Genomic DNA, 13,323 nt, shown 5'->3' with positions numbered 1-13,323 from the left:
TTGCCCGGCTTCTCCGCGTTCAGCTGTTCTCGTCAACCAGTTCCACCGCGAGCGCGGCGAGCAATTTTACCGCCTGGCCGTAGGTCCTTGCCTTTTCCGGATTGGAGGCGTTGCCGTCCAGCGCGCGGCGGTAGACGCCCTGGCAGATCGCCGCCAGCCGGAAGAAGGAGAAGGCGAGGAAGAAGGTCCAGTTGTCGATCTTCTCGATGCCGCGCCGTCTGCAGTAGGCCTCGACATAGGCTTCCTCGGAAGGCAGGCCGGCAGCGGCGCGGTCGATGCCGCCGAGGCCGCGAAAGCCCGAGGCGTGCGGCAGACGCCATTGCATGCATTGATAGGCAAGGTCGGCGAAGGGATGCCCGAGCGTCGACAGCTCCCAGTCGAGCAGCGCGATGATCTTCGGCGCGCCGGGCGCGAACATCATGTTGTCCAGCCGGTAGTCGCCATGGACAAGCGAGACCCGGCCGTCATCGGCCGGCATATGCCTTTCGAGCCACGCAATCAGCCTGTCCATGTCGGTTATGGTTTCGGTTTCGGAGGCCTTGTACTGGCTGGTCCAGCGCGCGAGCTGGCGCTCGAAATAGCTGCCGGGCCGGCCGAAATCGCCAAGACCGACGGCGTCCACATCGATATCGTGCAAGGCGGTGAGCGTCGCATTCATGGCATCGTAAATCGCGGCGCGCTCGTCATTGCCGGATGCGTCCGGCAGTGACGGATCCCAGAAGATGCGGCCGTCGAGATATTCCATGACGTAGAACATGCGGCCGATCGGGGAGTCCTCGCCGGACAGATGCAGCATGCGCGGCACCGGCACCGCCGTGCCGGCAAGCGCCTGCATCACCCGGAATTCCCGGTCGACCTGATGCGCGGATTTCAGCAACTGTCCCGGCGGCTTGGCGCGCAACACATAGCGGCCGCTGGCGGCGGTCAAAAGATAGGTCGGATTGGACTGCCCGGACTTGAATTTTTCAATCGCCGACAGGCCGGCAAAACCCGGGATATGCGCCTCGAGGTAGGGCGCAAGGGCCACCTGGTCTATGCCACCGGCCTCGCCGCTCATGCGTTCTCGGGTTGGCGCTCGATCAGCGTCAAGGTCAGCCAGCGCGCCGTCAGCGCCGGCTTCTTCGAGCCCTCGATCTCGATGGTCACGTCATGTGCCGTCTGCACCCAGCCGGACGGCCTGACCTTGACGTCCGCCAGCACGAAGCGGGTGCGGATGCGCGAGCCCGTCTTCACCGGCGCCAGGAAACGCAGCGTGTCGAAGCCGTGGTTGACGCCCATCTTGCTGTTTTCCAGCGGCGGCATGGTCTCGAAGGTCATTGCCGACAAAAGCGACAGCGACAGGAAGCCATGCGCGATGGTGCCGCCAAACGGCGTCTCGCGCGCGGCGCGCTCAGGATCGCAATGGATGAACTGATGGTCGTCGGTCGCATCGGCGAACTGGTCGATCATGCGCTGCGTCACCGTTCGCCAGGGCGAGACGCCGACCTCCTTGCCGACGCTTGCCAGAAGCGTATCGAGACTGATCGGTTCCACACTGATGTCCTCCGCAACCCGCCCGGATCGCGATTCCTCGAACCGGGCACCTTATTCCTTGAACAAAGTCATGCCATGCTGCACCGACTGGCCGCCGTCGATAGGCAGGATGGCGCCGGTGACATAGCTTCCGGCTCGGCTGCACAAATAAAGCGTTGCGCCGGCAATGTCATCCGCCACGCCGATGCGGCCGAGCGGAACATGGTTACCGACATGTTTCGCCTGCTCCTCGGTCGCGGTGGCAAAGGCCGTCATGCGGCTCTGGAAAGGACCGGGCGCAAAGGCGTTGACGGTGATGCGGCGGGCGGCGAACTCGATCGCCAGCGTGCGCGTCAAATGATGCACCGCCGCTTTCGAGGCGGCGTAGGAATAGGCGTCGTCGGCCAGCGGCTGGGTGCCCATCACCGAGCCGAGATTGATGACGCGGGCAGGATCCTCGTCGCTCGCGGCGGCATCGAGAAGCGGCAAGAGCTCCCGCGTCAAATGGAAGACGGCGGTGACGTTGACGCCGAACACCTTGGCCCAGGCATGGTAGGGGAAATCCTGCAGCGGCGCGCCCCAGGAAATGCCGGCATTGTTGACCAGGATGTGCAGGCGTTCCGTGCGTGCCTTGACCTCGGCGACCAGTGCCGCGATGCCAGCCTCGCTGGACACGTCGCCGGCAAAGCCCTCGGCATGGCCGGAGCCGCCGAGCGCGTTCAATTCGTTGGCGACTTTTGCGCAATCCTCGCCCTTGCGCGAGGCGATCATCACCTGAGCGCCGGCGCGCACCAGCCCGGTCGCCACCATGCGGCCGATGCCGGTCGCCGCACCCGTCACCAGCGCAGTCTTGCCGGCGACCGAGAACAGCTTGTCCAGATAGCTCATCGTGTTTCTCCGCATCCGGCCGGCCGGGACTCGCCCAAGGACTCGCGTTGACAAGGCTAGCCGAAGTACGGTCATCCTTGCCACGGGTAAAGGTTTATCTTCGGAAAGGCCGGAAGCGATGGCGGACATGAATCTCGGCATGACCGAGCGGCTGAAGCCGCTCCATCAGCGCGTGGCGGCGATGGTGCGCGACGAGATCGCGCCGCTCGGCGAAGAGTTCCTCGCCGAAGTCGGCAAGAATGGCGACCGCTGGGCCTATACGGCCAGGCAGACGGAAATCCTGGACGGCTTGAAGAAGACGGCGCGCGAGCGCGGCCTGTGGAACTTTTGGCTCACCGATTCCAAGCGCGGCTACGGCCTTTCCACCGTCGAATACGCCTATCTGGCGGAGGAGATGGGCAAGGCGCATCTCGGCGCTGAGACCTTCAACTGCTCGGCGCCCGACACCGGCAACATGGAGGTGCTGGAGCGATACGGCTCGGAAGCGCACAAGCGCGACTGGCTGGAGCCGCTGCTCGAAGGGAAAATACGCTCGGCCTATCTGATGACCGAGCCGGACGTGGCGTCCTCGGACGCCACCAACATTTCGATGCGCTGCGAGCGCCGCGGCGAGCACTATGTGCTCAATGGCGAGAAATGGTGGGCTTCCGGGGCGGGCGATCCGCGCTGCGCCATCTATATCGTCATGGTCAGGACCGGATCGGACGAGGAGCCGCAGCATCGCCGGCATTCGATGATCCTGGTGCCCTCGGACAGCAACGGCATCGCCAAGCTGCGGCCCATGCAGGTCTATGGCGATGACGACGCGCCGCATGGGCATATGCATCTGAGATTCGAGAATGTGCAGGTGCCGGCGGAGAATTTGATCCTCGGCGAGGGCAGGGGTTTCGAGATCGCGCAGGGGCGGCTCGGGCCTGGCCGCATCCATCATTGCATGCGCGCCATCGGCCAGGCCGAGATGGCGCTGGAGATGCTGTGCCAACGCTCGGTGCGGCGCGAGGCCTTCGGCCAGCCGCTGGCAAAGCTCGGCGCCAATTTCGACATCATCGCCGAATGCCGGATGGAGATCGAGATGGCGAGGCTCTTATGCCTCAAGGCTGCCTGGATGATCGATCAGGGGGACGCTCGCGCGGCCGCGCCCTGGATCAGCCAGATCAAGGTGGTGGCGCCGCGCGTCGCGCTGAAGGTCACCGACGAGGCAGTCCAGATGTTCGGTGCGCAAGGCATCAGCCAGGACACGCCGCTCGCCCGCTCGTGGACGCATTTGAGGACATTGCGGCTGGCCGACGGGCCGGACGCGGTGCACCGGCGGCAGGTGGCGCGCACGGAACTGAAGAAATACACGCAGGAGAAGGTCTGACGGCCATGACGCTTCCTTCGCAGATGCAGGGTCTGTTGCTTGTCGGCGAGGGTTACACCAGGACGCCGTCGGCGGCTGCGCTGGAAGCGATGGAGCCTTACCTCCAGCCCGGCAGCATCGAGGTGCCGGCGCCCGGTCCGTCGCAGGCGCTGATCAAGGTCAGCCTCGCCTCGATCAACCCGTCCGACATCGCCTTCATCAAGGGCCAGTACGGCCAGCCGCGGGTAAAGGGCCGGCCGGCGGGCTTCGAAGGTGTCGGCATCGTCGTCGCCACGGGCGACGATCCCTATGCAAGGAGCCTTGCAGGGAAACGCGTCGCCTTCGCCACCGGCGTGTCGAACTGGGGCGCATGGGCGGATTACGCGGTTGCCGAGGCCGCATCCTGCATTCCGCTTCTCGATACCGTGCGCGACGAGGACGGCGCAGCGATGATCGTCAATCCGCTGACCGCCTTGGCCATGTTCGACATCGTCAGAGAGGAGGGCGAGAAATCCTTCATCATGACCGCGGGCGCCAGCCAGCTCAGCAAGCTGATCATCGGGTTGACGAAGGAGGAAGGTTTCCGGCCGATCGTCACCGTGCGTCGCGACGAGCAGATCTCGCCGCTGAAGGAGCTCGGCGCCGCCCATGTGCTCAACGAGAAAGCGGCGGATTTCGAGGCGGCGTTGCGCGAGGCGATGAAGGCCGAGCAGCCGCGCATCTTCCTCGACGCGGTCACCGGCCCGCTGGCTTCGACCATCTTCAATGCCATGCCGAAACGCGCGCGCTGGATCGTCTATGGAAGGCTCGACGCCGAGCCGACGGTGATACGCGAGCCCGGCCAACTGATCTTCCAGCACAAGCGTGTCGAAGGGTTCTGGCTGGCCGAATGGATGCGCCAGTTCCGCGACAGGCTGGGCCCGGCGGTGCTGGAAGCGCAGAAGCGCTTTTCCGATGGACGCTGGTCGACCGATGTCACCGCGGTCGTGCCGCTCGAGGAAGCGATGGCGAGGCTGCCGGCCGAGCTCGCCAAGCCAAATGGAAAGGTGTTCATCAGGCCGTGAGGCAATCCGAGCGCCGATCGCAGCTGTTCAGACCAGACCAAAGCCTTGAACACAAAGCTGTGATCGACCCGACAGCGGCGGAAAAAAGCCTCTGTTGCGCCGTCATTGCCTCGCGCCGGTAACAGCCACGTTCGGATGTTTTATTCCATTCGATGTGATATCTCGCCGGCGGTAAAAAACCAGGCGGCGATGGGAAAGCCGTCCTGGTCGGAATTCGGGGTGCGCTATGATGGTAACCAAGCCGGTTTTCGACCGTTTGGGGCTTTGGCTTTGGGTCGGGTCGTTTCTACTTGTGCTTGGCCTGGCGCTATGGTCGCCCGATGCGCGTTCGGTGGTCCATATCTACAGGCATGGCAGTGAAGCTTTTCTGGATCGCCAACCGCTGTATCAGGTCGAAGTTGCCATGGGGTATCTATACGCTCCCGCCTTCGCCGTCCTCTATGTTCCCCTGCTGAAGCTCGGGCCGTATCTGGGCAATATTTTGTGGCACATGCTGGGCTTCAGCGTCCTGACCTTTGCCGCAATGCGTCAGGTGCGCAAGCTTGGCGGCCAGGAACAGACATGGCTGCTGTCCTTCGGTCTTTTTCTTGCCTTGCCGGTGGCGCTTGCAGCGCTTCGCAACGGCCAGGCGACGATCCTGCTCACAGGGGCATGCTGGTTTCTTACGTTGTCGACGCTTGAGGGGCGCCGGGCCGAAAGCTTCTTCTGGGCCATGCTTGCGATCATCGCCAAGCCGACCGCGATCATCATGCTGCTTCTGGCGGGAGCGCTGCGCCCCAGGCTGATACCGGCGCTGGTGCTGGCGGTGCTCGTCGCGCTCGCCATCCCCTATGGCTTTGCGTCGACCGACTACGTCAACGCGCAATATCACGATTTCGTCCGACTGCTGACTTCGATGACGGTCGACCCGACCGGCCCCTTCGTCCCGGCCGACTTCACGGCGCCTTTCATGCGATTTGGCATCCCGATTTCCAAGTTTGACGCGACGATCGTGCGCGTCGTCGCGGGTTTGCTCACGCTTTGGCTGGTGCTCCAGCTCGATCGCAGGCTGGACGCCAACATCAGCGGACTCGCCATCTTCCTCGCCGCGGCATTCTACATGTGCGTCTTCAATCCGCGGGTCGAGCAGAACACTTACGCCATGGTGGCGGTGCCTGCCGGTCTCTCCATCGCCTTGCTTTGGCGGGAGAAGGGAGCCGGGGCCATGTGCTGGTTCTTGGCGGCGTTCCTCTTCGTCACCGGACTGACCAGTGCCAACCTGCAACTGCACGATCTTTTCCACCCGTGGTTCCGGCCGATCAGCGTCAGCATAATCGCCTGCGTGCTCGTCGGCTGGTTCTGGACGCAAGACAGACAGAAGGTGCCTGCCGCCGGGGCCGTCGCGCATGGCTGAGATGCTCGACATCATCGCGCCGTTTTTCAACGAGGCCGAATCCGCCATCGCGTTTGTCGGGCTGCTCGACAGGCTGGAAGTGGCCGTGGCGGAGCGCTTCGGCATGACGGTCCGCAAGATACTCGTCGACGACGGCAGCCGCGACGGCAGCGCCGAGACGTTCGCGGCCGCGCTCTCCGGCTCCTGGGAGATCGTGCGGCTCAGCCGTAATTTCGGCAAGGAAGCGGCGGTGCTCGCCGGGCTCGATCATTCCCGTGGCGACATGGTCCTGATCATGGACTCGGACCTCCAGCATTCCATGGATATCAGCCTGAGGATGATCGGCGAGCTGGTCGAGCATCCGCAGATCGATGTCGTCTACGCGCAGAACGACCGGCGCGAGGGGAGCTGGCGGCGCAGCCAGCTGGCGCGGCTCTTCTACAGGCTGATCAACAGCAGCCAGCGCTTCGATATTCCCGAGAATGCCGGAGATTTCCGTGTCATGCGTGGCGCGGTGGCGCGTGCCTTGACCAGCGTGCGCGACAAGCGCCGCTTCAACAAGGGTCTGTTCGCCTGGGCCGGCTTCCGCCAGAAGGCTGTGCTTTACTCGCCGGAAAACCGCGGCGGCGGCACCTCGAAATGGACAAGGTTCAACCTGATCGCGTTCTCGCTTGAAGGGTTCACCTCGTTTTCCGTAATCCCGCTGCGCGTCATCAGCCTCATCGGATTGCTCGCGGCATTCGCGGGTCTGGCCTATGGCGTGAAGGTGCTGTTCGAAGTGCTGTTCTACGGCATCGCCGTGCCTGGCTACCCCAGCATCATGGTCGCCGTCGTGCTTTTTGGAGGCCTCAACCTGGCGCTGCTCGGCCTGATCGGCGAGTATGTCTGGGTCACGCTCAGCGAAAGCAAGGACCGGCCCGTCTACATCGTGCGCGACGTGCTGCATGGCAATGCCGCCGAGCAGGTTGTTGCCGGCAAATGACCCGGCCGATCCGCCTGATCGCCGACGATTACGGGCTTGCGCCGGGGGTATCGAGCGCGATCCTCGACCTCATCGAGCGCGGCCGCCTGACCGGGACCAGTTGCATGACCGGGTTTGCCGAATGGGAAGAGGCGGCGGCGCGCATCAGGCCGTTGCGTCAACGGGCCGCCATCGGGCTGCACCTGACCCTCACCGATCAGACCGCCGCAACCGGCTCGTCCAGCCTGGCGCCAGACGGCAAATTGCCTGGGCTCGCCTCTCTTGCGCTGCCCGTACGGCGCGGGCGCATCGACGAGCGGGACGTTCATGCCGAGCTCGACGCCCAGTACGACCGCTTCACCGAAGCGCTGGCTGGCCCGCCCGATCACATCGACGGGCACCAGCACGTGCATTTTCTTCCCGTGGTACGGAATTGGTTGCTCGCCCGGTTTGGAGGCAGCGCACACAAGCCGGCGCTGCGCGGCGCGCCCGGGCTTGCCGGCCTGGACGCGGCGGCAAAGATCGCGGCGATCGCCACGCTGGCCGCGGGCTTCAACAGGTCGATGCAGCGGGCCGGCTTTAACGTGATGACGCCGCTCTGCGGCATCTATGACTGGCGGCAGCCGCAAAAATTCGCTCCGACGCTGCGCGCCGCGGTCGACACCTTGCCCGAACAAGGGGTGTTCATGTGTCATCCGGGTCAAGTCGATGACATTTTACGGGCGCGAGACCCGATGCAGGGCGCGCGTGAGGTCGAGTTCACGATTCTCAGTTCTGAGGATTTCGGCGCCAGCCTCGAACGGGCCGGAGTGCGCGTCATGGACGGCAAAGCATGAGCGCCGGTCAGCCGCGGCGTTCGACCGGCAACAAGATCGTCCGCTTCGCCTTGGTCGGGCTGATCAACACCGGCATCGATCTCATTGCATTCTTCCTGCTGCTCAAGCTCGTGGTGCCGGCTCTGGCCGCCAATGTCGGTGCCTGGTTCGTCGCGGTGCTCTTCTCCTTCGTAGCGAACCGCTTCTGGTCGTTCGAGCGGGACCCGGACATCCGGCTGCATCGGTCCTTCCTGCGTTTCGTCTCGCTCGGGGCGCTGATTTCGCTCGGTGTTTCGAGCCTGTCGATCGCTGTACTGGCGGGGGTTGTCGGCGTCTGGCCGGCCAAGATCGTCGGCGTCGTCGTGGCCGCCGTGCTGAACTTTTTGGCGGCGCGCTGGTCGATCGAGGGCAGGATCGTAAAGTAGCTGCTCGGCCGGCTCCGCGTTGATATAGGCGGCTTGGAGACGGATTCAGATTTTAGGTCTGTCCGACCTGAAATCATCCGGCTCTACCGCAAGCTCTCCAGGTCGCGCATGCGCTTGGCGCCGGCGGCTTCCAATTGCCTCGTCACGGCGGCGATCAGCGTTTCTGCGACGACGAAGAGCGCGGCGGACGAATCCCAGGCCGAGGGCACGGCGGTGCGCCCGGCGATCACGTGGCGGGCGAAGCGGGCGATCGGCGAAAGCCACTGGTCGGTAAAGAGAATGATCTGCACGCCGCGGTGGTGAGCCTTCTCGGCAAAGCGCACGAGACTTTCCTGATAGCGGCGGATATCGAAGATCACCAGGACGTCGCGCTTGCCCATGTCGATCAGCCGGTCGCGCCAGATGCTCTCCTGGCCGGCGAGGTGATAGACATCCGGCTGGATGATGGCCAGGTGAGCGGCCATGTAGCGCGCCAGCGGATCGGTGAAACGGCCGCCGATGAGGAAGGTCTTGCCGCGCCGCTCGGCAAGTCTCGTGGCAATGTCTGCCAGCTGTCTGTCGGTGAGGTGCCGGAAGGTCTCGCGCATGTTGTCGAGCGTTGCCTCAAGCATCGGCGAGACGGCGCCGCCGGCCGAGCTTGGATCGAGCGTGCGCGAAGCGGGCGACTGCAATTGCGCCGCCAATTCATCCTGCAGCGCCGACTGGAATTCAGGGTAGTTCTGGAAGCCGAGCCTAGCGACGAAGCGCAGGATCGTCGGCGAGGACACACCGGCTGCGGCCGAGAATTCGGCGACCGTCTTCAGCCCGGTCAAGGGATAGTTGGCAATCAGCGTCTGGGCGGCGCGGCGCTCGCCGGCCGGCATCGTCCCGATGCGGTCCGAGATCAGTTCGGCAATGCTGGAAATCATGGTTTTCCCCCGCCTGTTCGCCCGTCGCCGCCGTTTTCCCGAATTCGCGTTTGACAAAGCCGGCCAAACTGTATGAAATCATTCATAGGGACGCAATGAGACAAAATACGTAACATTCGATACAGCGCTCCCCAGGGGACGGCAGTATGGAGAGAGCACGGCCCGCCAGCCTTGCACCGTCTGAAACCGTGAGGGTGACGAACCCCGGCGGCTCAAGCCCCTTTGTCTTCACCTGCGACCATGCCTCCAACGTCCTCCCCGCCGAGTTCGGGACGCTCGGCCTGCCGGCCGAGGACCTTTCGCGCCACATCGCCTGGGATCCGGGCGCGCTTCCCGTCGCCCGCCGCATGGCCGAGACGCTCGATGCCACCTTGATCGAGACCCGCGTGTCGCGGCTCGTCATCGATTGCAACCGGCCGCTCGACGCGCCGGACCTCGTGCCGCCGATTAGCGAGACGACGGCCATCCCGGGCAACACAGATCTTTCCGACAAGCAGCGCGCCGCGCGCGTCGACCTTGCCTGGCGCCCGTTCCACGACACAATCGCCCAGATCATCGACGAGCGGCTGGCGCGCGGCCAGGAGACGCGGCTGGTGTCGGTGCACTCCTTCACGCCGGTCTACAAGGGCAAGAGCCGGCCATGGCATATAGGCATCATCCATGACGAGGATCGCCGGTTGGCGGCGCCGCTGATATCGGCGCTGCAGCGGCTCTCCGGCGTCACCGTCGGCGTCAACGAACCCTATTCGCCGGCCGACCGCGTCTATTTCACGCTGGAACGGCACGCGCGTTCGCGCGGCCTTGCCTGCGCGATGATCGAAATCCGCAACGACGAAATCTCCGGCGAGACCGGGCAGCGGAAATGGGCGGACCTGCTCACCGGCATATTCTTGAATCTGGAGCCTGACGAGGCCAGGGGCTCCCGACAACGCGCAATGGGAAAGTCAGTGCAATCGGCCAGCTAAGAACCAGATAGGGGACTTCCAAAATGAGACCTGAAGAAATCGACAAGTCTGAGGACGTAAAAGTCCTTCACAGCATGGGATATGCCCAGGAATTGGCTCGCCGCATGAGCGGCTTCTCCAACTTTGCCATTTCCTTCTCGATCATTTGCATCCTGGCGGGTGGCATCACCTCGTTCCCGCTGGCCATGGCCACCGGCAGCGGTTTCGAAGCGACCATCGGCTGGGTTATAGGCGGTCTGTTCGCCCTTGTGGTCGCGGCTTCGCTCGGCCAGATCGGTTCGGCCTATCCGACCGCCGGCGGGCTTTACCATTGGTCGTCGATCTTGGGCGGGCGCGGCTGGGGCTGGGCGACGGCCTGGATCAACCTGCTTGGGCTGATCTTCGTTGTCGCTTCGGTCAATGTCGGCGTCTATGCGCTCTTCAAGGACCTCGTTTGGGCCGGCGTGTTCGGCCACGATGTGTCGGCTTGGGGGTATCAGGAGCAGGTGATCGGGGTCGTGATCATCACGGTGACGCAGGCGCTATTCAACCATTTCGGCATCAAGTTGACCACAGCGCTGACCGACTTTTCGGGCTATCTCATCCTGGTCGTTGCGGTGGTGTTGACCGCGATGTTCCTGATCTGGGGCGCGAGCTGGGATTTCTCGCGACTGACCACTTTCGTCAACAACACGGGCGATGCGGGTGGCGGCTATGTGCCGACGGCACGGACGGCGCTGGTCGCCTTCCTGATCGGTCTTCTCTATCCACTATACACCATCACCGGTTTTGACGCCTCCGCCCATACCTCGGAGGAGACCCACAACGCGCGGGTGGCAGTGCCGCGCGGCATGATCCATTCGGTCCTCTGGTCATTGGTCTTCGGCTTCGTCATGGCCGTCTCTTTCGTGCTGGCAAGCCCGGATCTGGCGGCGACTGCCAAGGACGGCGCGAACGCCTGGTTCAATCTCTTCAACAATCTGCCGGCGCCGTTTTGGTTGAAGAGCATCATCGCCATCGCGATCGTGGTAGCAAACTACATCTGCGCGCTGGCTGGACTGACCTCCACCTCGCGCATGATATTCGCCTTCGCGCGTGATGGCGGGCTGCCCGGCTCCTCCATGTGGAAAACCGTCAGCCCGACATGGCGCACGCCGGTGGCGGCGATCTGGCTTGGAGCCGTCCTCTCGGTCGCAGCGACGCTTTACTCGCCGGCTTTCGCGGCTTTGGCGGCCGGCTGTGCCCTGTTCCTCTATGTGTCCTATGCGATGCCGGTGGCGGCTGGCCTTCTTGCTGAAGGCAAAAGCTGGACCGAATTCGGCCCGTTCCGCCTGGGCGTGTGGTCCAAGCCGTTCGCCATCATCACCATCCTCGGCGTTCTGGTGTTGATGTACGCGGGTATCCAGCCGCCCTTCGATATCTTGATCAACTATGCCATAGGTTTGATCATCCTTCTCGCGGTGCTGTGGTTCGGCATAGAATCCAAGCGGTTCAAGGGCCCGCCGATCGGGGCCGATATTGCTCGCCGTCAGGCGGAAATTGCAGCAGCCGAAGTGGCGGTCGGCGAGACCGGCCACTGATACTTCGCTTCATGGCCATGGCCGGCGCAACGCCGACCATGGTTTTGTTTCTCCCTTTTCAATCGACAAGCGCTGGAGTGCCAAAGGAATGGCCGGGAATTTCTCGTTCGATCAGTTGAAGAAAGCGGTCTCTAACGGCGAGATCGACACGGTGCTGGCCTGCATCGTCGACATGCAGGGTCGGCTCTCGGGAAAACGCTTCCTGGCTCAGTATTTCGTCGATTCCGCGCATGGCGAGACGCATGGCTGCAACTATCTCTTGGCCTGCGACATCGATATGGAGCCGGTGCCGGGCTACAAGGCGGCGAGCTGGTCGAAGGGCTATGGCGACTTCGTCATGAAGCCGGACCTGTCGACGCTGCGGCGCATTCCCTGGCTGGAGAAGACGGCGCTGGTCATCTGCGACGTGCTCGACCATCACGACCATGAGGATTTGGCACACTCACCCCGCGCGATCCTGAAGAAGCAGGTCAAGCGCCTGCAGGAGCGCGGCTATATCGGCTATTTCGCCTCCGAGCTCGAATTCTATTTGTTCAGCGAAACCTACGATTCCGCGCGCAAGAAGCACTGGCAGGGGCTCGACAGCGCCTCGCCCTATATCGGCGACTACCAGATCGGCATCACCAGCAAGGAAGAGGGCGTCATGCGCCGGCTTCGCAACGAGATGGAAGCCGCTGGCATTCCGATCGAGAATTCCAAGGGCGAGTGGGGTCCCGGCCAGGAAGAGATCAATGTGCGCTATGCCGAAGCGCTCGAGATGGCCGACCGCCACGTCATCCTGAAGAACGGCGCCAAGGAGATCGCCGATTCCGAGGGCAAGGCGATCTCCTTCATGGCCAAGTACAATTACGGGCTGGCCGGCAATTCCAGCCATATCCACAATTCGCTGTGGAGCGCGGACGGCAAGACGCCGCTGTTCTTCGACAAGACGGCCGACTGGACGCTGTCGAGCCTCGGCCAGCAATGGGCGGCCGGGCAGCTCAAATACGCCAAGGAATTCACCTGGTTCCTAGCGCCCTACATCAACTCCTATAAGCGCTTCCAGGCCGGCACCTTCGCGCCGACCAAGATCATGTGGAGCGAGGACAACCGCACCGCCGGCTTCCGGCTGTGCGGCGAGGGCACCAAGGGCATCCGCATGGAATGCCGCATCGGCGGCGCCGATCTCAATCCGTATCTCGCCTTCGCCGCCCTGATCGCGTCCGGCCTTGCCGGCATCGACGAGAAGCTGGAGCTGCAGAAGCCGTTCGTCGGCGACGCCTATCAGGCCTCGCGTCTGCCCGAGATCCCGAAGACGCTGCGCGACGCCACCGAGACACTTTCGAAGTCGAAGATGCTGAAGCAGGCCTTCGGCGACGACGTGATCGAGCACTATGTGCACACCGCCCGCTGGGAGCAGTTCGAATATGACCGCCGCATCACGGATTGGGAGCTGCACAGGGGCTTTGAGAGGTACTAGAAAGATAGTAAGATACTATTGAAAACTTGACCGGAAGTGCGGACCGAACTAAATTT

At 63.4% G+C, this 13,323-nt stretch carries 13 protein-coding genes; 9 read left to right on the top strand and 4 right to left on the bottom strand.

Going from position 1 to position 13,323, the window contains the following annotated elements; all coding sequences use genetic code 11:
• Nucleotides 1-19: 19 nt before the first annotated feature.
• Genes FJ423_RS13020 through FJ423_RS13010 form a run of 3 tightly spaced genes read right to left on the bottom strand, consistent with a single transcriptional unit; the run spans nucleotide 20 to nucleotide 2,400 of the window.
• On the bottom strand, nucleotides 20-1,057 hold the full coding sequence (locus FJ423_RS13020; RefSeq protein ID WP_140842235.1) for a phosphotransferase family protein: 1,038 nt from the start codon (nucleotides 1,055-1,057) through the stop codon (nucleotides 20-22).
• Nucleotides 1,054-1,539, bottom strand: coding sequence for a MaoC family dehydratase (locus tag FJ423_RS13015; RefSeq protein WP_280950883.1), 486 nt, complete (start codon nucleotides 1,537-1,539; stop codon nucleotides 1,054-1,056). The genes FJ423_RS13020 and FJ423_RS13015 overlap by 4 nt, the downstream gene beginning before the upstream one ends.
• Before the next feature lie 45 nt (nucleotides 1,540-1,584).
• Complete coding sequence (locus FJ423_RS13010) at nucleotides 1,585-2,400, bottom strand: SDR family oxidoreductase (protein WP_140842233.1); 816 nt, start codon at nucleotides 2,398-2,400, stop codon at nucleotides 1,585-1,587.
• 118 nt (nucleotides 2,401-2,518) lie between these two features.
• Here FJ423_RS13010 and FJ423_RS13005 point away from each other — a divergent pair, with 118 nt between their 5' ends.
• From FJ423_RS13005 to FJ423_RS12980, 6 genes are all read left to right on the top strand, one after another.
• Nucleotides 2,519-3,760, top strand: a complete 1,242-nt coding sequence (locus FJ423_RS13005) for an acyl-CoA dehydrogenase family protein (protein ID WP_140842231.1) — start codon at nucleotides 2,519-2,521, stop codon at nucleotides 3,758-3,760.
• 5 nt (nucleotides 3,761-3,765) lie between these two features.
• Nucleotides 3,766-4,803: a zinc-binding dehydrogenase gene (locus tag FJ423_RS13000; RefSeq protein ID WP_140842229.1), complete on the top strand. Its 1,038-nt coding sequence runs from the start codon at nucleotides 3,766-3,768 to the stop codon at nucleotides 4,801-4,803.
• Nucleotides 4,804-5,206: 403 nt separating this feature from the next.
• Nucleotides 5,207-6,196 carry a glycosyltransferase 87 family protein gene (locus FJ423_RS12995; protein ID WP_246680155.1) on the top strand — a complete coding sequence of 330 codons (990 nt, stop codon included), beginning with the start codon at nucleotides 5,207-5,209 and terminating at the stop codon, nucleotides 6,194-6,196.
• Nucleotides 6,189-7,157 carry a glycosyltransferase family 2 protein gene (locus tag FJ423_RS12990; RefSeq protein ID WP_140842225.1) on the top strand — a complete coding sequence of 323 codons (969 nt, stop codon included), beginning with the start codon at nucleotides 6,189-6,191 and terminating at the stop codon, nucleotides 7,155-7,157. Before FJ423_RS12995 ends, FJ423_RS12990 begins: the two co-directional genes overlap by 8 nt.
• Entirely contained in the window at nucleotides 7,154-7,972 is an 819-nt protein-coding gene (locus tag FJ423_RS12985) for a ChbG/HpnK family deacetylase (protein WP_140842223.1), read from the top strand. Before FJ423_RS12990 ends, FJ423_RS12985 begins: the two co-directional genes overlap by 4 nt.
• Nucleotides 7,969-8,376, top strand: coding sequence for a GtrA family protein (locus tag FJ423_RS12980; RefSeq protein ID WP_140842221.1), 408 nt, complete (start codon nucleotides 7,969-7,971; stop codon nucleotides 8,374-8,376). Before FJ423_RS12985 ends, FJ423_RS12980 begins: the two co-directional genes overlap by 4 nt.
• Before the next feature lie 83 nt (nucleotides 8,377-8,459).
• Here the strand turns inward: FJ423_RS12980 and FJ423_RS12975 are convergent, their stop codons facing one another.
• Nucleotides 8,460-9,284: a MurR/RpiR family transcriptional regulator gene (locus FJ423_RS12975; RefSeq protein ID WP_140842219.1), complete on the bottom strand. Its 825-nt coding sequence runs from the start codon at nucleotides 9,282-9,284 to the stop codon at nucleotides 8,460-8,462.
• 146 nt (nucleotides 9,285-9,430) lie between these two features.
• On the opposite strand from FJ423_RS12975, the gene FJ423_RS12970 reads away from it, so the two are divergent.
• The 3 genes from FJ423_RS12970 to FJ423_RS12960 all read left to right on the top strand — a co-directional run bounded on the left by FJ423_RS12970 (nucleotide 9,431) and on the right by FJ423_RS12960 (nucleotide 13,267).
• On the top strand, nucleotides 9,431-10,249 hold the full coding sequence (locus tag FJ423_RS12970) for an N-formylglutamate amidohydrolase (RefSeq protein ID WP_140842217.1): 819 nt from the start codon (nucleotides 9,431-9,433) through the stop codon (nucleotides 10,247-10,249).
• A gap of 23 nt (nucleotides 10,250-10,272) precedes the next feature.
• On the top strand, nucleotides 10,273-11,808 hold the full coding sequence (locus FJ423_RS12965; protein ID WP_095766291.1) for an amino acid permease: 1,536 nt from the start codon (nucleotides 10,273-10,275) through the stop codon (nucleotides 11,806-11,808).
• A gap of 88 nt (nucleotides 11,809-11,896) precedes the next feature.
• Nucleotides 11,897-13,267 carry a glutamine synthetase family protein gene (locus FJ423_RS12960; RefSeq protein ID WP_140842215.1) on the top strand — a complete coding sequence of 457 codons (1,371 nt, stop codon included), beginning with the start codon at nucleotides 11,897-11,899 and terminating at the stop codon, nucleotides 13,265-13,267.
• Nucleotides 13,268-13,323 lie beyond the last annotated feature (56 nt).

The sequence above is a fragment of the Mesorhizobium sp. B2-8-9 genome (genome assembly GCF_006439475.1).
GTDB lineage: Bacteria > Pseudomonadota > Alphaproteobacteria > Rhizobiales > Rhizobiaceae > Mesorhizobium.
Note: the sequence above shows the minus strand (reverse complement) of the source record. Positions and strands in the feature narration are given on the sequence as shown.